Origin of the sequence: Streptomyces sp. Ag109_G2-15, from assembly GCF_900215565.1 — a bacterium.
GTDB classification, from domain to species: domain Bacteria; phylum Actinomycetota; class Actinomycetes; order Streptomycetales; family Streptomycetaceae; genus Streptomyces; species Streptomyces diastatochromogenes.
In genome coordinates, this window is record NZ_OCNI01000001.1 from 3694388 (window position 1) to 3714561 (window position 20174).

The window sequence follows — 20174 nt, forward strand, 5'->3', positions numbered from 1 at the left end:
CGAGGGTTCCACCGATCCCAGCAGATGGGCTGCAGCACAGCCCTGACCCGCCCTACGACCCAAGCCAGGGCCGCGCCGTACCAGCACCTCGGCTCCAGGTTGCGACCGGACAACTGGCCTGGGGCCGCACCAGCCACGCGGCGCTCGGTCAGGTAGCCTCGCCAGTTCTTCACGCGGCCGGGCTGAGCCCCGGCCGAGCATCGGCCGCGGTCTCGACCTCCGGGCTGCCGACGACTTCCACCGTGCCCTTCCAAGGCACCAGCAGCTTGATGGTCTGCGCGAGAGTGACCTGGGAGAAGGGAAAGAGCGTCTCGGGGGTCAGCTGGGTGCCCCGCTTGAGCAGGATCGCAAACACGCCCCGCCTGGGCGCGAAGTCTTCCGGCAGCGAGCGCTTCCCCTTGCTCTCCGCAAAGAACTCGACGGGCGAACTGGCTGCGCACCTCCGCCGACATCCTTAGCGGCTGAATCGCGACGAGGCCCTGACTGAAGAGGTGGCTGAGAGGGCCAGGCCTGCCGTGTGCGTGTTTGACCATCACCAGCGTGTTGTCGGGTGTCGCTGCCTTTGTGGGTGATGCGATGACGGATGCCGCGCTCGCGCAGTCATCGCTGGGCGGGATCGGCGCTCAGTTCCTCGACCAGTTCGCCGACCTCTGCCCGCCAGGCACGCACCTGGTCGCGAGAGGGCCCGATCTCGTACTGGTGGTAGTGACACCCCAGGCACAGGTGCGACCAGACGGCCTTCGTACGGCGGGCGGTCTCCGCACCGGTGCAGCAGCGGAGGCAGAGCAGCTTGGCCCGCCCGGAGAGGCGGCCGAGTCCGGGCAGGGCCGCGTTCAGCCGACGGTCAACGGCGATCTCCAGGGCAGTGCGCAGCGCCAAGGAGGCGCCGCGGTGGCGGCTGGCGGACGTGGTGCGGATGTGCTGCCCGGTGAGCAGCCGGTCGGTGGTCAGCAGCAGTTCGTCGATCGAGGTGGCATGGGCGCGCATCAGACGGTCTCCTCGGGCTTGCGTACCTTCTCGGCGATGGACTTGATCTCGTCCACGAAGCGGTGCGGGTCGGTGATCTGCGCTCCGGCGGGGTGGGCACCGTCCTGGCACTGCCTGACGAGGTCCGTGGCGTGCCGCCCGTGCCGGGCGCGCAGTTCCGGGTATACGTCGGCGGCCCGTGCGGCATCGCCGAACAGGGCCAGGGCCGCCAACTTCGCGAACCGGTCGGCGTCGGTCACGATGGCCTGCAGAAGTTCCCCCTGCCCTCCGCCGCGGTGGTGCCGGACCCAGGCGGCTTCCAGGAAGGCGTTCTCCAGAGCGATGCGGCACAGGCTGGGCAGGACGTGCGTCCGCGCCGCTGCGGGAAGGTCGGGGGTGCTTGCGAGAGCCCGCGCATCGTCGAGTGCCTGACGTACCGGGTCCGTCACCGGCCGGACCCGCACCCGGGACGCCTCGCCCCGCTCGACCTCGAACACCGTCACCGGAAGCTCCTGGCTGGTGAACGCCCGCTGGAGCCGCGTGTCGTGGGTGAACACGACGACCTGACGGTGTTGCCCGAGTTCGTGCAGGACCTGAGCCAGGCCGTTCACCTTGGCGGGGTCCATGGACTGCACCGGGTCGTCGATGACGACGAAACCGAAGGGGCTGTCGGCGGTGGTGGCCCGGGGCAGGAACAGGGACAGCGCGAGGGCCTGCTGCTCGCCCTGGCTCATGACGCTGAGCGCCGACGCCTCCTTGCCGTCAATGGAGACGTCCATGACGAGCTTGCGGACGTTGGCCCTCTCACTGCCCTTCAGGGTTACGGCCTTGAGGTCGACGTTGCTTTCCTGACGAAGCCGCTCCCAGACGCGCTGGGACTGGTCGGCGAAGTCCTCCATGCGCTGTTCGCGCAGTTCCCCGGCCAGCGTCTTGACCCAATTCTGAGCCTTTGTGAGGTCGCGGCGCCGCTGCCGGTTCGCGTCCACGCCGCGAGCCTTCTCCGCCCAGCCCGCCAGGCGGATGACCAGCGCACGCCAGCGTTCGTCTCGCTTCTCCAGCTCCCTGAAGGCCCTCGTACGCACCGCGTCGCAGGCGTCGGCCAGTACCGTCGCGGCCTGCGCGGCACGCTGGGCGAGGTCGGTCGGATCGCTGATGGCCCGGCAGGCCGTCCAGGCCTTCCACGGGTCCCTCAACGGCTCAGGGATCCGCGAGGGCGTGTGGACGAGGTCCTGAACGGCGAACACCGCGGACCGCAGTGCGTCGCGCGCGGTTCGGGCGGCTGCGGCGTCCTCCCGCAGAGCGGCGATCTGGACGGTAGCGTCGGCGGCCCAGGCGGCGTCCAGCACCTCGCCGGTGCCGCACACGGGGCAGGAGCCCGTGTCCGGGTGCCGGTCGTGGTGGACCAGCGCGCGCTCCAGAAGGTCCGCGCGCCGCAGGGCGTCATCGGCGCCCGTGCCGCGCAGGTCCTCCACATCGGCAAGGGCCGTACGCAGCCGGTCCACGGCCGCACCGACCTGCGCCGTGTCGGGACCCTGTACGGCGGCCTCCGCACGCAGTCCGGCGAGCAGCCCCTCGTCACTCTCGGCGGGCAGCCCAGTGATCAGGGAGTCGAGGGCCTCGAAGTCCGGGGCTCCCGCAGTGTCCACGGCGAGCAGTGCCTGGACCGCGCGGTCGTCGTCCTCCAGCTGGTACAGCGCCTCTTTGAGACCCGGCAGCGCGTCCTCGACCGCCTTCTTCGCGTCGCTCAGCACCTTGGCCTCCCGGCCGATGGAGAGGTAGGCGTCGCTCAGCTGCTCCAGGCCGAGGATCGTGGCGATCGCGTCGTACATCTCGGAGGGCTTGCCGCTGATCATGCGGTCGAGGTCGACGTACGACAGGAAGGGCCGGTAGTCCGTCAGCGCCTGCTTCCAGCCGACGTCGTCAAGGGGAGTACGGCTGTGTCCGGGCCGCCTCAACTCGGCCTGCGAGACGGCGAATTCGTCGTTCGTCCAGGTCCGGGTCAGGGTGCTGCGGCCGCCGTCACCGCCGATGGCAACCTTCACCTCGATCTCGGGTCTGCCCTCGCTGTCGTGGAGGTTGCGCCAGTTGCCGCCGCGCACCGCGTTCCTGCCCTCCCAGCGCGGGTTCGTCCCGGTGAAGGCGGTCTCGATCGCCTCGGCGATGCTGGACTTGCCGGAGCCGTTGCGGCCGACGACGAGATTCACGCCCGGCCGGGGGCTGAGCTTGAGCCAGGCGCGCGGGCCGATGCCGCGGAACCGGGTGACGGCGACCGATTCGAGATAGATACGGCTGACGGAGGACGTCTCCCGTGTGGGTCCGTCGCCCAGGGCCTCCTTGAGGAGCACCTTCACGGGCTCGGGGAGCGGCGCGTCCGCGAGGCGCGTCTGCACGAGTTCGGCGACGGTCGCGGGGCGGTCCGTCGGATGCGGCTGTTCCGTGTGGGACATGGCGTGGCTCCTGTGGTCTGTCGCGGAATGCGGGGCGATGGGGGACTGGGGGCTGTGTCGGTGCGAGAAGAGGGCCCCGGCCTGCGTGTGTTGCCAGGCGGCCGGGTCAGGCCCGGCTGCTGCGGTAGTCGCCGAGGGCGCCGGTGGCCCACAGAGGGAGGAGGCGCGGGATCTCATCGACGGGGACCTTGCCGCCCACGGCGCGCAGGCCGAGCTTGGCCAGGGAGTCGGCGGCTTCGTTCAGCGGGTTTCCGACGTGGGCCTTCTCGTGGACGAACGTCAGGCTCGGGGTGTACTCGACGAGCATCTGGAGACGCGTGAGCGTGGGCGTACGGCCCTGGGACCGCAGGTGGGTGTCGTAGCCCTTCGGCATGCGGGTGCCGCCTTCCCGCCAGGCCCACAGGTGACCGAGGGCGTCGAGGCTGTCGACGCGGACCTCGACCGGGCGGCCGGGGTGGGCGGCGAGCACGGGCTGCAAGCCCCAGTACACGGCCCGGAGTTCAGTCACCACGACGCGGGTGTGGGGGCGGGCGAGGTGCACCGGGTAGAGGTGGGCTCGAAGTCCCGCGTGACCAGTGGTGGAGAGGAAACCGATGCCGACGTGATCTTTGCCCACGGACGCGTCGGTCGCGAGGACGATCGGCCCGGGCACGGCCTTCACCGTGTCGCTGAACTGCACCCCGCGTCGCACGCGGGTGTCGGGGCGGGGTGCGCGGGCGAGCGGGGAACGGCGGCTCACGGGATCCTCCTGGACTGGCGCCGGACGGCGAGCGCCGGACGGGGGTGGTGGCAGCGGATGACGGGCGGGTGCGCCGGCAGACGGTCGAGAGCGTCGTGGGAGCGGAAGGGGGGACGGCCCGCGTCGGCCTGTCAGCCGACCTTCTTCCAGGTCTCGCAGCCGGACGTCTGGAAGTACTCGCCCTTGCGTACGGTCACGCGCGCCTGGCCCTGTGCGTTGCCGTTGGCGATGATCGCGTCGAACTCGCCGGACGCGTCTTTGAGGCGGGCCCAGTAGCAGTTGGGGATGGCGCTGTCCGCCGGGCCTGCCGTCTTGTACGTGCCAGCTTTCATGTCCTCGCCGACGAGGTACGTGCCGTCTCCCGCCACGGAGGCCGCCGGGCCGGGCTCCTTGGCCGGCTTCGGTGTCACCGTGACCTTTTCGGTGACCGTCGCCGCCGGTTCCGGCGCCGGCGCGTCGGCGGTCTTGGTGACGGTGACGGCCGGAGCGGGGTGCGCGGAATCCGTGGTGGACCCGGACCCGCCTCCGCCGCCCATCGCGGCGCCGATGACCAGGGCGACGAACGCCGTCGCACCGTGCGTCAGCCATGCTCTGCGGCGCGACGGCTTGCCGGTCGGGGGCAGCGGGGGCAGGGGCGGTATGGCGCCCCGGCCAGCCGCCTGAACAGGGCCGTTGGAGCCGTAGGACTGGGCGGTGGGGGGCGTCGAGGGTGCGTCGGACATGGCGGGACCTCCGGGGCGTCGTGTCTGGTCCAGTGAGTGAGCGGCCGTCCGCTCCTGAGCGGCGTGGCCGACAGGGATCAAGGTGCCGCAATCCGTCGTGTTTATCTTTGGAGATCCTGATAACCCCGGTTATCAGTGGCATGGGCCGCTAGAAACCCGCAGAGGGGTAGGGTGCTGCTACTTGCCCAGGCGCTGACGCGTTCCGCCCAGAGTCACAGGGACCACTGAACACCGGTACACAAGAGACGGGGGGTGACAACCGGTGAGTACCGCGCTCGATGCGGTGTCCCACATCCTGCCCGACCTGCCGGCCTGGCGTATCACTTATGCGGAGATCGCCGCCCTCGCCCGCGTCCAACGGCCCGTACCCACCACCTGGAGCCGACGGCACCCCGACTTCCCTGCACCCGCCGCCCACGAGGACGGACGCCCCTTGTTCGATGCGCGGGAGGTCGTCGACTGGTTGGCTGACACGGGGCGCGGCAACGCCGACCGCCGACGGCTGCGTGCGGAACTGGCGTTGTACACGCTTGCCGCCTGGCGCACCCCCGCGTTGCCCGCTCCCGTACTCGTTGGGGCGCTGACAGCCCTGATCTGCCTGCGCCAGCAGCTGGACACCGCCGTCTCCGGTCGCCGCTGGGACAACATCCTGGACCGTGCCGCTGCGCTCGACACTGAGGACGCCTTCCTGCTGGCTGAGCTGCGGGCCGTACCCGACCCCGACCGCACCGGCGCCGCGCTGGCCGTCCTCGCCGACGAGCTGGCCGAGGCCGCCTACACCCCCGCCGAGGCCTTCGACTGGGTCTTGGAGGCCCGGCGCCGCCTCGGCTCCACCGAACTAGCCGCCGACGTACCCGCCCCACCGCTGGTCCGCGCTCTCGCGGCCCTCACCGGAGTGGCGGCCTTGGAGGAGGACGCGGTACTCGCCACGCCGTACGCCGGCGCGGGCGACCTGCTCGCCGCCCTTCACGCCGCCGCCCCCGAGGGCTCCGGACACACCTACCTCGCCGCCGACCCGGACCCGGCCCGGGTCCGCCTGGTGCGACGCCGGATGCTCGTACGGGAGGTGTACGAGTTCCACCTCGACGTCACCGAGGGTGAGGACCTGTCCCTTGAGTCCGTCGAGGACTGGGGGTACCCGGACCTGCTGGCCTGCGTCCTGCCTTACCAGGCGGGCGAGGTTCGGAACGCGCGGGCCGTGCTGGAGCGGGTACAGACCCTCACCGACTACCTGGCCACTGGTTCCACGGCCGTCGTCCTCGGCCCGGCCGACGTCCTCGTACGGTCACTTCCCCAGCACGGGGATGCCGACCGCCTGCGCCGGTCCTTCCTCCATGACGGCCTGCTCAAGGCCGCGATCAGCTTGCCCGACGGGGCGCTCCCGTACCGCCCGGGCTACCGCACGGCCGTGTGGCTGCTCTCCCGTACGTCGGACTCGGAGCGCACGGGTCTTGTCTTCCTCGCCGACTACTCGGCGAAGCCCCTGACAGAACCCGTGCTGGACACGCTCACCGAGGACATCGCCATCTGGCGTGCCGCCGGCTGGCGCGGGGACCGCCGACACGAGCCGCGCAACGCGGTGATCATCCCGGCCAAGGTGCTCGACGACCGGCCCGGTATCGCGTTCACGCCGCAGCATCGGACAGCCGAGGCCCGCTACACCCGTGACGTCATGGAACGCCCGGCTCTGATCGGCGACCTGGAGCAGCGCCTGGCGGACCTCGACGAGCGGGCCCGAGCGCAGGCCGACCTGCGCGCGGCGTTGCGGGTCCAGGCCGTACTGCGGCCCGAGGACAAGCCCGTCCGGCGTACGACGGTCCGCAGGCTCCTCAAGGAACGCCGACTGCGCCGACGCCCCGGCCACCGCATCGCCGTGGAGCACCTCACGCCCGAGGGCCACTACCGCGTGATCACGCCGGAGGAAATCCTCGGCGATGTACGGTCGGGCAGCCGTCGTATCGACCGTGGCGTTCTTCTCACGGCTTACGGGCACGCCCAGTTCACCGAGCCGGGAGATGTGGTCGTCACGGCCAACCCACGGTTCGGCGTGTACGTCGATGAGGAGGGGCTGTCCGTCGTCGCGGCGCCGGCTCGTGTACTGCGCGTACACCCCGATGCCGATCCGCCGGTACGGCCGCGAGCGCTGGCCGCGCTGTTGCGGGCGGCGGCCTCCGAGCACGAGCGCACCAGCGGCGCGGTGCGGGCTTCCCGGGCTGTCGAGGACCTGCTGATCCCCGACCTGGCGCGGGAGGAGGCGGAGCGCTTCGACGCCGTGCTCGCCGAGGTCGCCCGGCGGGCGGCGCTGCTGCGGGAGCAATGCGACGCGCTCGACGACCTCGCCCGCGTCGCCGCCGACGGATTCGCCGACGGCACGTTGACGATGCACACGCTTCCTGAACTTCCTGATCTGACTGACTCATCCGGCACCGACGACTGAAGGAGACGATCCACTCCATGCCTCCGCGCACGAAAAAGCCCACGGATCAGGCGGAGTTGTTCACCGCTTCCACGCCCAAGGAGATCCAGGCGATCCTGTGGAAGGCCGCGGACAAGCTGCGCGGCTCGATCGACGCCGCGCAGTACAAGGAGTTCGTCCTCGGCCTGATCTTCCTGAAGTACGTCTCCGACGCGTTCGAGGAGCGCAGGTCTGAGCTGGCCAAGGAGCTCGCCGAGGACGGCATCGCCGAGGAGCGCCTCGACGAGTTCCTCGAGGACCGCGACGAGTACACCGGCGCGCACGTCTTCTGGGTTCCGGAGACCGCCCGCTGGTCGTGGATCGCCGCGAACGCCAAGAGCCAGGGCGTGGGCAAGCTGCTCGACGAGGCGATGGACGCGGTCATGAGGGAGAACGCCTCGCTGACCGGCGTCCTCCCGAAGATCTTCAACCGCGACAACGTCGACCAGAAGCGTCTGGCCGAACTCGTCGACCTCATCAGTGACGCCCGCTTCGGCGGCAACGAGGACAAGCCGGCGCAGGACGTGCTGGGCGAGGTGTACGAGTACTTCCTCGGCAACTTCGCGCGGGCGGAGGGCAAGCGGGGCGGCGAGTTCTACACGCCGCAGTCGGTGGTGCGGCTGATCGTGGAGATCCTGGAGCCGTATGAGGGACGGGTGTACGACCCGGCGTGTGGTTCGGGCGGCATGTTCGTGCAGGCCAGCAAGTTCATCGAGGCACACCGAGGGCGGGGCCACAAGGCCGACATCGCGGTGTACGGCCAGGAGCTGAACGAGCGCACCTGGCGGCTGGGCAAGATGAACCTGGCCATCCACGGCATCGACGGCAACCTCGGCTCCCGGTGGGGCGACACGTTTGCCGACGACAAGCACCCTGACCTCAAGGCCGACTTCGTGATGGCCAACCCGCCGTTCAACATCAAGGACTGGGCGCGGGACGAGGGTGACGCGCGGTGGAAGTACGGGGTGCCGCCACGGAACAACGCCAACTATGCGTGGCTCCAGCACATGATTTCGAAGCTGGGGGAGAAAGGGACGGCGGGTGTCGTCCTGGCCAACGGGTCGATGGCTTCTCAGCAGAGTGGTGAGGGCGAGATCCGACAGGCTCTGGTAGAAGCGGACATGGTGGCATGCATGGTTGCCTTGCCGCCGCAGTTGTTCCGGACGGTGCAGATTCCGGCGTGTGTGTGGTTTCTGTCTATGGATAAGTCTCCGCAGGGCGCACGTCGGCTGGACGACCGGCGCGGGGAGATCCTGTTCATCGATGCCCGGGGGATGGGCGAGATGGTTGATCGAACCGAGCGCATCCTCACTGACGCGGACATTGTGAAGGTTGCGGGCACGTATCACGCGTGGCGGGGCACGGCGTCGGCGCGTGCCGAAGGGCTCACTTATGTGGACGAGCCTGGGTTCTGCTTCTCGGCGGATCTAGAGAAGGTGCGGGAGTACGGGTACGTGCTGACCCCGGGTCGGTATGTGGGGGCCGTCGAAGCGGAGGAAGAGGACGCGGAGGCGGTGGCGAAGCGGATCGATACGCTGACGGAGGAGTTGTACGGGTTGTTCGAGAGGTCGGCGGAGCTGGAGGAGACGGTTCGGCAGCAGTTGGGGAGGATCGATGTCTGAGTGGACTTCCCACAAGCTGGCGGAGCTTATCGACATCAAGCACGGGTTCGCATTCAAAGGCGAGTACTTCGGCGAGGATCCAGATGGTCCCATCCTTGTAACTCCAGGAAACTTTGCCATTGGCGGCGGATTTAAGGAAGGGAAGCCGAAAAGTTACTCAGGTGTCATTCCGGAGGGGTTCATTCTTTCCGAGGGTGACCTAGTCGTTACAATGACGGATCTGAGTAAGGCGGCTGACACCCTCGGATATGCAAGCCTGATCCCCGGGGGGAAAACATATCTTCACAATCAGCGAATTGGGAAGGTGGTCATCCTCAAGCCGGGGCGGGTGGAGAAGGAGTTTCTGCATTATGCGCTCAGAACGGATAAATACCGTCAGCATGTTGTAGGCGGAGCAACTGGTACCACAGTAAAACACACAAGCCCCACGAGAATCGGCCAGTACACTCTTTCTTTGCCGCCTGTGACGGAGCAGCAAGCGATTGCGGCGGTTCTCCGAGCGCTAGACGGCAAGATCGCCATTAACGAGCGTATCGCGGCTACATACCAACTGTTGCTTCAGCTGAAATTCGCGGAACTGGGCCTATCCCGCGAGCCCAACGGGGGCGCTGGCGTCGCTGTCACGGAGCTCGTCGAGTTCAACCCGAAGATGGCCAAACCCTCGGCCGAGGAACCGGTATACGTGGACATGGCTGCGTTGCCGACTAATCAGGCCAGCATTCCGTGCTGGACCCGGCGTCCACCAAAATCTGGTCCACGGTTCATGAATGGCGACACACTTCTGGCGCGCATCACTCCGTGCCTGGAGAACGGAAAAACTGGATATGTCGACTTCATGGAGGATGGTGAGGTGGGGCTCGGATCGACCGAGTTTATCGTGATGCGCTCCCGCCGGGGAGTGCCGGCTGAACTCAGCTACTTCCTGGCACGTGACGACAGATTCCGTGAACACGCGATTCGCAACATGATTGGCTCTTCTGGGCGTCAGAGGGTCAGCGCAGCAGACGTGGCTAACTACGTCGTGAACCGCCCTGGCGCCGATGTGCTCGCCGCCTTTGGCTGTCAGGCCGAGACGGCGTTCGCCCACATGAGGTCGCTCGGGAGCGAGAACCGAAACCTCGCCAGCCTCCGCGACACCCTCCTCCCTCAGCTCATGTCCGGTCGCCTCCGTGTCAAGAAGGCCGAGAAGATTGTCGAGGACCACACGTGACCAAAGCCGGAGACCACGACAGAGACGACCAGCACCGCCCCTATGAGGCCGACTGGGAACTCCTCGCTCTCGACGAACTCGCCGAGCTTGCCTGGCAGCCGTCTCCCGGCAACGAGTTCGCCCCCGGCTCCGGGCACCGCAAGTCCTGGGAAGACCTGATCCTGTACCCCGATCTACGTGAGGCGATCGAGCGGCTCAACCCGGAGCTGCCTCCGGATGCCGTCCGGGACGCTGTCACCGCCGCGGTGACCCCGTCCTCCCAGGACACGTACGAGGAGAACCGCACCGCCCACGCCTACCTGACCGCCGGTATCCGCTCCGTCACGTACACGGACGCCTTCGGTGCCGAACACAACCCCACCATCCGCCTCGTCGAACTGGACGACCCGGACGCGAACGTCTACCGTGCCCTCAACCAGGTCACCGTTATCGACGGCGAGAAGAACCGTCGTTTCGATGTCGTCCTGTACATCAACGGTCTCCCTCTCGCTGTCCTGGAGCTGAAGCGCGCCGGTGACGAGGACGCCACACTTCAGGATGCCCACTCCCAAGTCACCCGGTATGTCGAGGAGTTCCCGACCGCGTTCCGGTACAACGCGGTGGTCCTGCTCTCCGACGGCATCACCGCCAAGTACGGCACCCCCTTCACCCCGTACGAGCACTTCGCGCCCTGGAACACCGACGAGTTCGGCGCCCGAGTCGACCTGCTCGACGCCGAAGGCATATGGGACTCGGGACAGAACCTGGCACTACACGGCCTGTTCACTCAGCCGCGGTTCCTCTCCCTCGTCCGGTCCTTCATCAACTTCGTTCCGGCTAAGCGGATGAAGCGCATCGCCAAGCCGCACCAATACCACGCGGTGACACGCGCTGCGGAGGAGGTACGCAACGCCGCCGCGACCGACGGGCGAGCCGGCGTCGTATGGCACACCCAGGGCTCAGGCAAGTCCGAGGAGATGGTCCTCACCACCACCCTGGTGATGCGCGACCCGGCTCTGCTCAACCCGACCGTCGTCGTCATCACCGACCGCACCGATCTCGACGATCAGCTCTACTCCACCTTCCTGGAGAGCGAGATCCTCCCGGAGGCTCCCAAGCAGGTCCTCACTCGTGCCGAGCTTCGCGAGGAGCTGGCCGCGAAGCGTGTGGGCGGCATCCTCTTCACGACCCTCCAAAAGTTCGGCCGCACCAAGGAGGAGAAGGAGTCCGGCGCTGACCACCCCCTCCTTTCCGACCGACGCAATATCGTGGTCGTCGTCGATGAGGCGCACCGCAGCCACTATGACTCCCTCGACGGCTACGCGCGCCACCTGCGCGACGCCCTCCCACATGCCACACTGCTCGCCTTCACCGGAACCCCGATCTCCGAGGCCGAGCGCAACACCCGCGAGGTGTTCGGGAACTACATCGACATCTACGACCTCAAGCGCGCGGCCGACGATGGCGCGACGGTCAAGGTCTTCCACGAGGGCCGCGTCATCCAGCTCGTGCTGGACAAGGACGTCGACCCGACGAAGATCGACGAAGAGGCCGACCTCATCACCGACGGGCTCGACGAAACCGAGCGGCAGCGCGTCGAGCAGGCCGTCGCCACCATGAACGCGATGTACGGCGCCCCCGCCCGCATAAGGGATCTCGTCCAGGACCTCGTCACGCACTGGGAGGCGCGGCGCACGGCCATGCAACCGTTCGTCGGCGTCTCCGAGGAGGGCGGCGCCACCGGCAAGGCGATGATCGTGTGCGCGACCCGCGAGATCTGCGTCCGCGTGTACAACGCCCTGCGTGAGCTGCGCGAGGAGTGGCACAGCGACGAGATCGACAAGGGTGCCATGAAGATCGTCTTCTCATCGAACTCGCGCAAGGACAAGGAGCACCTCCTCGCGCACGCCCTGAGCGACAGCCGCCGCAAGGCCGTCATCAACCGCGCCAAGGACCCCGACGATGAGCTCCAGCTCCTCATCGTCAACAACATGCTGCTGACTGGCTTCGACGCCCCGCCGATCCACACGATGTACCTGGACCGGCCGCTCAAGGGTGCCAACCTCATGCAGGCCCTGGCCCGCGTCAACCGCCGTTTCCGCGGCAAGGAGGACGGCCTCCTCGTCGGGTACGCCCCCCTCACCGAGAACCTCCAGCGCGCGATCGCCGAGTACACCGACGCCGACCAGGACGACCGGACGCTCGGCGACGACCTGGACCGGGCGCTTGACGAGCTGCGCAACGAGTACGACATCCTCAACGACATGCTGCGCGGCCTCGACTGGCGGGCGCGGCTGGCCCAGCCGACGAAGACGGCCTTCATTGACGCGGCGCGCAAGGCCACCGCGTACCTGAGGGATCCGCGTACGCCGGGCAACGACCCGGAAAAGCTCGACGACCCTCGCCAGACGCTCGGCCGCCGCTACCGCGAGCATGCCCACCGCCTGGAGCGCTTCTACGCGCTGTCCGCCAGCGCCAAGAACATCGGCGAGCGCTTCCCCGACACCCCGACCTGGCGCCGGGACATCCAGTTCTTCGTCGAGGTCCGCGCCTACATGGCGAAGTACGACGCGATGGAGCGCGAGGCCCGAGGTCTGCCCATCGCCCGTGACGTCGAGCTGTACCTCGCCCAGCTGACGTCCTCGGTCGTCGAGACCGGCGGGGTCACGGACCTGTTCGCCGAGGCCGGCCTGGAGACCGCCGACCTGACCCACCTCAACGACGCGCTCGTCGCGCAGCTCCAGAACAGCGAGACCCCGCACCTTGCGGCAGAGGCACTGAGGCGGCTCATCGAGCGGAAGATGCGCGAGGTGACGCGTCACAACGTTGTCCGCCGCACCACGTTCTCCGAACGGCTTCAGGACCTCATGGTGCGGTACATGCGACAGCAGTACACCAGCGCCGAACTCATCGCCAAGCTGGTCGAGATGGCGAAGGAGGTCATGGAGGACGCCCGGCGCGGCGAGAAGTTCAACCCGCCGCTGGACTGGCGCGAGCTCGCCTTCTACGACGCCGTCGCCGACCACGGCACCGCACGGGAGCTGATGGGCGACGAGGTACTGGCCGGCATCGCCCGTGAGCTGGTTGCGGAGGTCCGCAGCAAGCTGAAGCCGGACTGGATCGCCCGCGAACCGGTGCGAGCCCGTCTCCGCAGTGCCATCAAGCGCCTCCTGGTCCGCAACAACTACCCGCCGGACAGGGAGAAGGCGGCCATCGACCTGGTCATCAAGCAGATGGAGTACTTCGCCAACGAGTGGTCAGCAAAAGGCTCTTCGGCTGCCTGATTGGGGTTGGCTGTCAGGGTGTCCGTTTGCTTTGACGGGAAGGTTCGCCGGGCCGAAGAGGCCAAGGGTTCGACCCCCTGGCAGGTGTTGGGTTTCAACGGCTCTTCGCAGTTGAGGGTGTAGCCGCAGGACGTGCGGTGCGCCCGTCGGTGGCCGGGTAGGGGACGACGCCTTTCGATGATGGAAGCTCTTGCACCGCTCACCCCACCTACCTTCAACTGCGAGGAGTCACTACAGGAGCGAGCGATGGATAACGAGATTCAGCTGATCAGTGACGGCGATGGACTTGCGGTCATCGGGGACCCGACGGATGTCGAGCGCTTCCTCGCATCAGAGGGACTGTTGTCGTTGTCGAAGGACCTCGCATTGCGACGGCTCGGCCCTCTCCTCCGTGCTGCGGCTGGAGTCGCACAGGCGGGTTCTGACATTGCCGCCAACTCAGGTCGCTGGTTGAAGCTGACCGAGGAGTCTACGCATCTTTACAAGAAGCACGGACTGATGGAAACCAAGACGCCTGGCATCAGCTACGCGATGGTGGGGAAACGAGGCTCAATCGAGTCATGGCTCCAGGTGGTGGAGCGGTCAGGCTCACTCCTGACCAACCCGGCAATTCTTGCTGGTGCCGCAGGGATCATGGCGCAGCTCGCGAGGCAGCATGAGATGAACGAGATCAAGAGCTATCTCGCTACGATCGACAAGAAGGTCGACGACGTGCTCCGCGCCCAGAAGAACGTCGAGCTGGGGAAGGTGTTCGGAGCGGGCCTCGACATTGAGTCTGCCATGACCGTTCTGGACCGGGAGGGCCAGGTCGACGACGATACGTGGTCGACCGTGCAGGGCAGGACCCATACGATCACGGACGCCTTGGGTTGGGCGCTGGGTCGACTCGACGCACTCGCGGAGAGAGTGGAGAGCACGACCAAGATCGGTGATCTCGCCAAGATGGCCAAGGAAGGAGAGTCCGAGGTTCAGGAATTGCTCGCCGTTGTGGCTCGTTGCTTCGAACTGCAAGACGCGCTCGACGTGCTGCGACTGCAGCGGGTACTGGACCAGTCTCCGGACAAGCTGGACGGGCGTCGGCTAGTGCTGAAGGATGACCGGCAGAAGCGCCGGGAACTCATCTCGCAGAAGATTGAGCACCTGATGGCACGCATGGATGCGGCTGCCGGCACGGCCAATTCCAATGTGCTGTTGCACTTGCCCGCGCACCGGACTGTAGTGGGCTCGATCAACCATGTCGGCAGCGCCGTCGATGAATTCCATAGGCCGCTCGGAATCGGGTCTGGCCGACGTTCATTGGAGGCGACACGATGGTGGGACGCGGCCCGGGACCCGGTGCAATTGAAGAACGCGGCCGCAGAGGCGGGGCGCAAAGCCGCCGTAGCGGGTGTGGCGGTCGTGGGGGTTGCGGTCTTGGCGAGCCGCGTCGCCCTTGCCCGTGAAGAACACGGCGAAGAGGAGTGAGCGAGCGCAGGCCGTCAGCCGTGTGGACTCTCGGCTTGGACCGGACAAGCGCCTCTCTCTCACTGGATATGCCTCTACGGGCCGCTGTACCGCCTCTGTGCGCGGCGCTCGAACAATGCGTTCGCATCATGGCGGCGGACAGGGAGTGGTGGTAGAGGCACTCCGACGTGGTGACGGTGGGTGCTCAGGCATTGCCCCGGGCCCCGAAGTGATCCGGCACGCCACCGAGCCCATCCGGGTGCGTCTGATCCGCGACCGCAGCCTGATCTGCGAGGTGCCCGACGGCAGCAGCGTCTCGCCCCATCTGCGCCTGGCCAGCACTTTGGACGAGGGCGGCCGGGGTCTGTTCCTGGTGGCTCAGTGCGCTGACCGCTATGGTGCCCGGTGGGCCGGCAGCGAGATGATCATCTGGACCGAACAGCAGCCTCTGCGCCGTCGTCAGGGCCCTAGGGGGCCGCTCGCAGCTCGTTCAGGATCTGTTCCAGGGACTTGCGGACGTCGGGGTCCCTTGTCCGGCCGAGCTCGTACTCCAGGGCGGTGACGAGCTGGCCCGCAGCGGACGGGACCCGCTCGTCGAGCAGGCGCACGGCATGGACGGCGCCTTCGACGAAACCCGTGGCACCGACCGCCTTCATGACCCTCCTGCGTACCGTGTCGGCGACTTCCCACTCGCGGCTGTACCGCGCGATGTAGCGGGCGGCGAGGTACTGGCCGAAGGGGTCCCGCACCAGGGTCCAGCGGGGCTCAGTGTCGGAGGCAGTGGCCGGCGCCGGACGGACCGGGAAGTCCGACTCGGAGAACAGAGTCAGCAGTTCGTCGGCGAGCCCGGAGCCGTACGACTCGGGGACGGTGTGGCGCAGTGCGCTGCGCAGGGCGGCGACGAACTCATGACCGGCCATGTCGGGCGAGCCGCCGGGCCGGATGACGAACCGGTAGGCCAGGCGGCACACGATCTGGCCGAGTTCCTCGGGCCGGAGAGCGGAGCGGGAGATGCCCCGGTACTGCTCACGGACGCCGAAGAGCAGGGTGTACGTGCTGTCGTACAGGTCGATCAGCCGATGCGGGAGATGACCGTGGCGCTCGTACACGGCGGCCAGTTGGGCCAGGAGGAGCGGGGTGGCGAGCCAGTCGGTCATCTCCGGGGAGGAGGTGACTTCGGTGAGCAATCGTTCGGCGTCCGACGGGGGCATGTGGGTCGCTCGCGCCCACTGGGAGAGGTAGGTGCGGACGTCGCCCGGCGCCAGCGCGTCGATCGTATGCGGGGCGAATTCGCTCGCCACCAGGCCCGAGACGGAGGCGCCGGGGCGGCTGAAGACGACGACCTCGGCCCGGGGGTACCTCGCGCAGAACCTGGCCACGTCGGCCTGGGCGCGGTCGCGTTCGCGTACGGACAATTCGTCGAGGCCGTCAAAGATGATCAGCGTGCGGCGCTCGGTGAGAAGGAGTTCGAGCGTCTCGTACGACAGCTCCAGGTCATGGCGCAGACCGACCGAGTCGGCGATCAGCCGCTCCAGGGGCCGCGGCCGGCCGGCGCGCTGGCGCAGGGGGACAGTGAAGGCGACGTCCAGCCGACCACCGTCGTGCCTCGCGGCGACCTCGTAGCAGATCCGGTCCGCCAGGACGGTCTTGCCGGTTCCGGCGCCGCCGAGGACGAGTACCTTGCGGTGCTCGGCCGCGACCTCCTGCCAGGGGGCGTGCCTGGCACCGGACCAGGTGCCTTCGGTGGGAGTCAGGCGCTGGGGGATGTACAGCGCGTCGGGGGCGGAGAGCCGCCTTTCACGGCCGGGGAAGGCCACGGGGTCGACGCCGGACCACTGGCTGCCCAGCAGGCGGCTGCGGTAGCTCTCGAGGAAGTCACTGGTGTAGACGTCCAGGAAGCGGGCGACGTGCTCGCCGTCGCAGTCGTCGCCCGCCGTCTCGCAGTACTCCCGGGCGAACAGCTTGAGCAGGTCGTGGTAGCGGAAGTGGACGCCGTCGCTCGTCTCGACGAGCTGGGCGTCGACCAGGAGTTCCAGCAGCTCATCCGCCCGCGCCTCCGGCACCTGGAGGAAGACGCCGGCGTGCCGGGCCTCGAAGCGGCTGAGCGGGAGCTGAGAGAGGACGCGGAAGGCGTGGGCCTCGTCCTCGTGCAGACCGCGGTAGCTGATCTCGAAGCTGCCGCGGACGTCGAGGGAGCCGTCGGCCAGCTTGGCGAGCCTCGTGCGTTCGTCGGTGAGCACGTCGGCGAGCTTGCCGACGGTCCAGTGGCGCTTCCTCTTGAGGAGGGCGCCCGCGATGCGCAGGGCCAGCGGGAGACGGCCGCACTGCTGGACGAGGGTGCGGGCGGCGTTTTCGTCGAGCGTGCCTGACCAGTGGCGCTGGGAGACCTCGGCGAGCAGGGTCAGCGACTCGGCCTCGCTCATCAGATCCACGTGGTGGAGCAGGACGCCGTCGATCGCCGACAGGGGAACGCGGGAGGTGACGAGGACGAGGCAGGTCGCTGTGGCGGGGATCAGGTCCGCGACCTGATCCGTCGACTGGGCGTTGTCGAGGAGGATCATGCAGCGGCGCCCGGCGAGGAGGGAGCGGTAGCGCTGGGGGAGGTCCTGGGTGCCGACCGGGACGCTGAGGGTGGCGGGGTCGAGGTCGCCGACGAAGCGCTGCAGGATCTGCGCAGCGGTGGGCGGCTCGCCGTTCCGCTCGCCCAGGTCGGCGTAGAGCTGGGCCTCGTCGAACCGCCCGGCGAGCCGGTGAGCCATGTGCACGGCCAGGGCGGACTTGCCGACGCCCGGGGTGCCGTATAGGTCGATGACGTGTGGTCCGGGGCCGTCGTCGCCGGTCAGGGACTCGACCGCGGTGATGTGGTCAGTGCGCCCGCTGAAGTCCTTCGGCCCCTGCGGGAGTTGGTGCAGGGACCGGGTGGGGGTGGGCGCGGAGGTGAAATAGATCGGTGCGTAGTTGTCGCGGAGGACGTTGACCTGTCGGGCGTGGTCGGTGGCGAGCGCCACGGTGCCGGGCCGGGCTGGCCGGCGTCTAGGAAAGCGAAATGGGACCACTGTTGTTTCCGCTGATGTTGACCTGCCTGGCGTTCCCGCTCGCGTGGGCGATCAGCGTCTGCGTGGCGGGGTCACTCTGGGCGGCGGTCACCAGGGCTTCGAGGGTGGCGGCGAACTCCGCATCGCTCTCCAGCTCGTGCCGCAGATGGCCGGCGACGGTGGCCCGCGTGCCCTCGTCCCCGGGACTCGCCTCCAGCTCGGCCAGGGCGGCGCTCTGCACATCGGAACGGCCGAAACGTTGCCGGACGGCATGCGCGACGCTCTGGATCTTCAGCCAGGCGGCCTTCCCGGCCTCCGTCGCGGCGCCCTCCCCGAACTTGGTCGCAACCAGCGCCACCGCCACGGCACTCAAGGTAGCCGGATCCATGCTCGCCTCCCCCACGCGTCCCCACGCCACGGTCCTGCCCCACGCTACCGACGCGAAGCGCGCTCCGGCAGCGAAACGGTCAGAGCCGCCTCCTGCTGAGAGCGGCCGTGGCGGCCTCCGTTCAGGTGCGTGGCGGACAGGCGGCGGTCGCGGCGGATCTGGAGGTAGGTGGTGAAGGCGGGCCAGGAGCGATACACCTCATTGTGGTAGTCGTTGTTAGAACTCCAATGAAACTGATCATTCGAGGTGGTTGGATCACTTCGGGACTGTTGATGCGGGGGTGCAGAGTGGCTCGGCGAGGCTCCCGCGGCAGCAGTTACTTCATGCCTGACCAGCGACGATGCCACATGGGGTTCGGAGAGAACGGCCTCTCAGCAGAGTTCGCGTTTGGTCCACGCCGCCAGGCCTGGCCACAAACTGGTCCCCAGCGCCACCTCAAGGCGGGCGAGGGTTCCCATGTCGGGTAGGACCATGCCTCGTAGCAGTCGGCTGATGGTCGCGTGCGATACCCCCGCTTTGTCACCCAGTGCCCTCAACCCGATGTCGGACGTCTCCATCGCCTCTGCCAGGTTTCGCGCGAACGCTTGCCCGTAGTGCGCGCTGACAGGAGCGTCCTCGACGAGCCGGGCATACGGCCAATTGCCGGACGCGACATAGGTCGCAGGCAGCTGGTCGTTGTTGCTCCGGGGCATGCCGAGATGATCCCACGTCCCCATGGGTCCCGTCCCTCCGTGCCGAGTGAGTCGGCACACGCCTCCGTAGTGGTGCAAGTACACACCAGATTAGAGGATGGAGGGCTCGGCTGTGTTGCGGTAGCAGGTCTTCAGGCGCTCGTGTCGGCTGCCGGCGTAGAGGGACCTCAAGGTCATTGGGAAGAATCTTCCGTTTCTTCCCAATGGTCACGGAGCTTGGCCAGCATCCGCTTAAGGTCCGCGACCAGAGTCGTCGGCGTGGAAACCCGGCCGACGCGAACGGACAGAGCGCCGAGGGCGTCCGAGGGATGGGTCTCCACCAGGTATCCGACTTCCGACAGGATGCCGAACAGCGCGGCGTGCAAGTGGCGTCGAGCGGATTCGTGTGCGCGGTCCGCCGTGGCTATGGGCAAGCCCCGCATCTGCTCGTCGGCGGCTGTGCGGCGCAGGCTGCGAGGAACGAACCACTCCACGCGGACCGATTCGCCGAGGTCTGTCACTACAACACCGTGCGCGCGATAACGGTCGCTGTTGTTGGCTTCGGGTAGGCCCGCGGCTGCCAGAAGAGTCCGAATTTCCAATACCAGCGGACCGCGATGCGGCGGTCGCCGTCGGTGCTGAGCACTTGTCACTGGCCTACTCCTCAGAGAGGGAAGGGTATCTATCCGCGGCGGGCTCTGCTCTCGATGCTTGTCTCGACTCGTGAATGTGCTTTGTTATTCCACGAGGGTGATGACGCCATCGGGGATCCAGCCCTCGAGATAGCCGCGCAGGAAGGGGCCGAGCTCGCGCGGATTCACATTAAACTGCTCGTCCTCGACATCGGAGAGTGGATGCCAGACAAAGTCGGCGTCCGGAGAAGCGCCGGTGCGAGCGCGAAGGCTGATCGTACGCATCCTGCGGTGACGGACGACGAAGATGCGCATCGAATCCGACTGGCAGTCTCGATCTGCCGCGGGATTGAACCTGCCGATCACTGGAGTGGTGGCAAGGAACCAATGAGAGAAGAGCGGGTCCAGCACGTGAACGACAGAGAGCTTGCCAGGGCGGACGCAGAGCACGCTTGCTTTTACCGGCCGCCAAGTGCGCTCGCCGTGCGGGCGACATAGCAGCACGCGTTCCTGGTGGTCGATCACTGCCAGTGCGGTGGATGGCGATTTCTTGCGAAGGCTCCTCATGGGTCGAGAATCCT

The 20174-nt window shown here is 67.7% G+C and carries 15 protein-coding genes and 2 pseudogenes; 6 read left to right on the top strand and 11 right to left on the bottom strand.

Annotated elements, in window-relative coordinates; genetic code table 11:
• Positions 1 to 169 precede the first annotated feature (169 nt).
• From CRP49_RS47890 to CRP49_RS16640, 6 genes and pseudogenes are all read right to left on the bottom strand, one after another.
• Positions 170 to 355: a hypothetical protein gene (locus CRP49_RS47890; RefSeq protein ID WP_097254067.1), complete on the bottom strand. Its 186-nt coding sequence runs from the start codon at positions 353 to 355 to the stop codon at positions 170 to 172.
• 61 nt (positions 356 to 416) lie between these two features.
• Positions 417 to 617, bottom strand: a pseudogene (locus CRP49_RS49110) (DUF6119 family protein); the annotation flags it as partial.
• Positions 601 to 987: a hypothetical protein gene (locus CRP49_RS16625; RefSeq protein ID WP_097254068.1), complete on the bottom strand. Its 387-nt coding sequence runs from the start codon at positions 985 to 987 to the stop codon at positions 601 to 603. The gene CRP49_RS16625 and the pseudogene CRP49_RS49110, both read right to left, overlap by 17 nt.
• Positions 987 to 3413 (bottom strand): AAA family ATPase, encoded by a 2427-nt coding sequence (locus CRP49_RS16630; protein WP_097254069.1) that lies wholly within the window; start codon positions 3411 to 3413, stop codon positions 987 to 989. Before CRP49_RS16630 ends, CRP49_RS16625 begins: the two co-directional genes overlap by 1 nt.
• Positions 3414 to 3519: 106 nt before the next feature.
• The gene (locus CRP49_RS16635) at positions 3520 to 4152 is read right to left on the bottom strand and encodes a ribonuclease HI (protein WP_097254070.1); all 633 of its coding nucleotides are present in this window, start codon (positions 4150 to 4152) and stop codon (positions 3520 to 3522) included.
• Between the two features lie 131 nt (positions 4153 to 4283).
• Positions 4284 to 4874 carry a hypothetical protein gene (locus tag CRP49_RS16640; RefSeq protein ID WP_257033421.1) on the bottom strand — a complete coding sequence of 197 codons (591 nt, stop codon included), beginning with the start codon at positions 4872 to 4874 and terminating at the stop codon, positions 4284 to 4286.
• Between the two features lie 262 nt (positions 4875 to 5136).
• On the opposite strand from CRP49_RS16640, the gene CRP49_RS16645 reads away from it, so the two are divergent.
• The 6 genes and pseudogenes from CRP49_RS16645 to CRP49_RS47895 form a co-directional block, all read left to right on the top strand.
• On the top strand, positions 5137 to 7311 hold the full coding sequence (locus CRP49_RS16645) for a hypothetical protein (RefSeq protein ID WP_097254071.1): 2175 nt from the start codon (positions 5137 to 5139) through the stop codon (positions 7309 to 7311).
• 17 nt (positions 7312 to 7328) lie between these two features.
• Positions 7329 to 8951 (top strand): class I SAM-dependent DNA methyltransferase, encoded by a 1623-nt coding sequence (locus tag CRP49_RS16650; RefSeq protein WP_097254072.1) that lies wholly within the window; start codon positions 7329 to 7331, stop codon positions 8949 to 8951.
• Positions 8944 to 10161 (top strand): restriction endonuclease subunit S, encoded by a 1218-nt coding sequence (locus CRP49_RS16655; protein ID WP_097254073.1) that lies wholly within the window; start codon positions 8944 to 8946, stop codon positions 10159 to 10161. The genes CRP49_RS16650 and CRP49_RS16655 overlap by 8 nt, the downstream gene beginning before the upstream one ends.
• The gene (locus CRP49_RS16660; RefSeq protein ID WP_097254074.1) at positions 10158 to 13424 is read left to right on the top strand and encodes a type I restriction endonuclease subunit R; all 3267 of its coding nucleotides are present in this window, start codon (positions 10158 to 10160) and stop codon (positions 13422 to 13424) included. The genes CRP49_RS16655 and CRP49_RS16660 overlap by 4 nt, the downstream gene beginning before the upstream one ends.
• A gap of 246 nt (positions 13425 to 13670) precedes the next feature.
• Positions 13671 to 14888, top strand: coding sequence for a hypothetical protein (locus CRP49_RS16665; protein WP_097254075.1), 1218 nt, complete (start codon positions 13671 to 13673; stop codon positions 14886 to 14888).
• Between the two features lie 211 nt (positions 14889 to 15099).
• Positions 15100 to 15429, top strand: a pseudogene (locus CRP49_RS47895) (ATP-binding protein); the annotation flags it as partial.
• Here CRP49_RS47895 and CRP49_RS16675 read toward each other — a convergent pair.
• From CRP49_RS16675 to CRP49_RS46470, 5 genes are all read right to left on the bottom strand, one after another.
• On the bottom strand, positions 15335 to 17875 hold the full coding sequence (locus CRP49_RS16675; protein WP_179851646.1) for an NACHT domain-containing protein: 2541 nt from the start codon (positions 17873 to 17875) through the stop codon (positions 15335 to 15337). The pseudogene CRP49_RS47895 and the gene CRP49_RS16675 sit on opposite strands and share 95 nt — an antisense overlap.
• A 25-nt stretch (positions 17876 to 17900) precedes the next feature.
• Positions 17901 to 18290, bottom strand: a complete 390-nt coding sequence (locus tag CRP49_RS16680; protein WP_143669998.1) for a hypothetical protein — start codon at positions 18288 to 18290, stop codon at positions 17901 to 17903.
• Positions 18291 to 18661: 371 nt separating this feature from the next.
• Positions 18662 to 18982, bottom strand: coding sequence for a helix-turn-helix domain-containing protein (locus CRP49_RS46235; RefSeq protein ID WP_107487133.1), 321 nt, complete (start codon positions 18980 to 18982; stop codon positions 18662 to 18664).
• 173 nt (positions 18983 to 19155) lie between these two features.
• Positions 19156 to 19482, bottom strand: a complete 327-nt coding sequence (locus CRP49_RS16690) for a hypothetical protein (RefSeq protein ID WP_097254078.1) — start codon at positions 19480 to 19482, stop codon at positions 19156 to 19158.
• Between the two features lie 216 nt (positions 19483 to 19698).
• A complete protein-coding gene (locus CRP49_RS46470; RefSeq protein ID WP_143670000.1) occupies positions 19699 to 20160 on the bottom strand; it encodes a hypothetical protein in 462 nt (153 codons plus the stop codon).
• Between the last annotated feature and the right edge of the window lie 14 nt (positions 20161 to 20174).

Coding starts and splice junctions, on each gene's coding strand:
- CRP49_RS16625 (WP_097254068.1), bottom strand. CDS start 987: ATGCGCGCCCATGCCACCTCGATCGACGAACTGCTGCTGACCACCGAC.
- CRP49_RS16630 (WP_097254069.1), bottom strand. CDS start 3,413: ATGTCCCACACGGAACAGCCGCATCCGACGGACCGCCCCGCGACCGTC.
- CRP49_RS16640 (WP_257033421.1), bottom strand. CDS start 4,874: ATGTCCGACGCACCCTCGACGCCCCCCACCGCCCAGTCCTACGGCTCC.
- CRP49_RS16650 (WP_097254072.1), top strand. CDS start 7,329: ATGCCTCCGCGCACGAAAAAGCCCACGGATCAGGCGGAGTTGTTCACC.
- CRP49_RS16655 (WP_097254073.1), top strand. CDS start 8,944: ATGTCTGAGTGGACTTCCCACAAGCTGGCGGAGCTTATCGACATCAAG.
- CRP49_RS16665 (WP_097254075.1), top strand. CDS start 13,671: ATGGATAACGAGATTCAGCTGATCAGTGACGGCGATGGACTTGCGGTC.
- CRP49_RS16680 (WP_143669998.1), bottom strand. CDS start 18,290: ATGGATCCGGCTACCTTGAGTGCCGTGGCGGTGGCGCTGGTTGCGACC.
- CRP49_RS46235 (WP_107487133.1), bottom strand. CDS start 18,982: ATGCCCCGGAGCAACAACGACCAGCTGCCTGCGACCTATGTCGCGTCC.
- CRP49_RS46470 (WP_143670000.1), bottom strand. CDS start 20,160: ATGAGGAGCCTTCGCAAGAAATCGCCATCCACCGCACTGGCAGTGATC.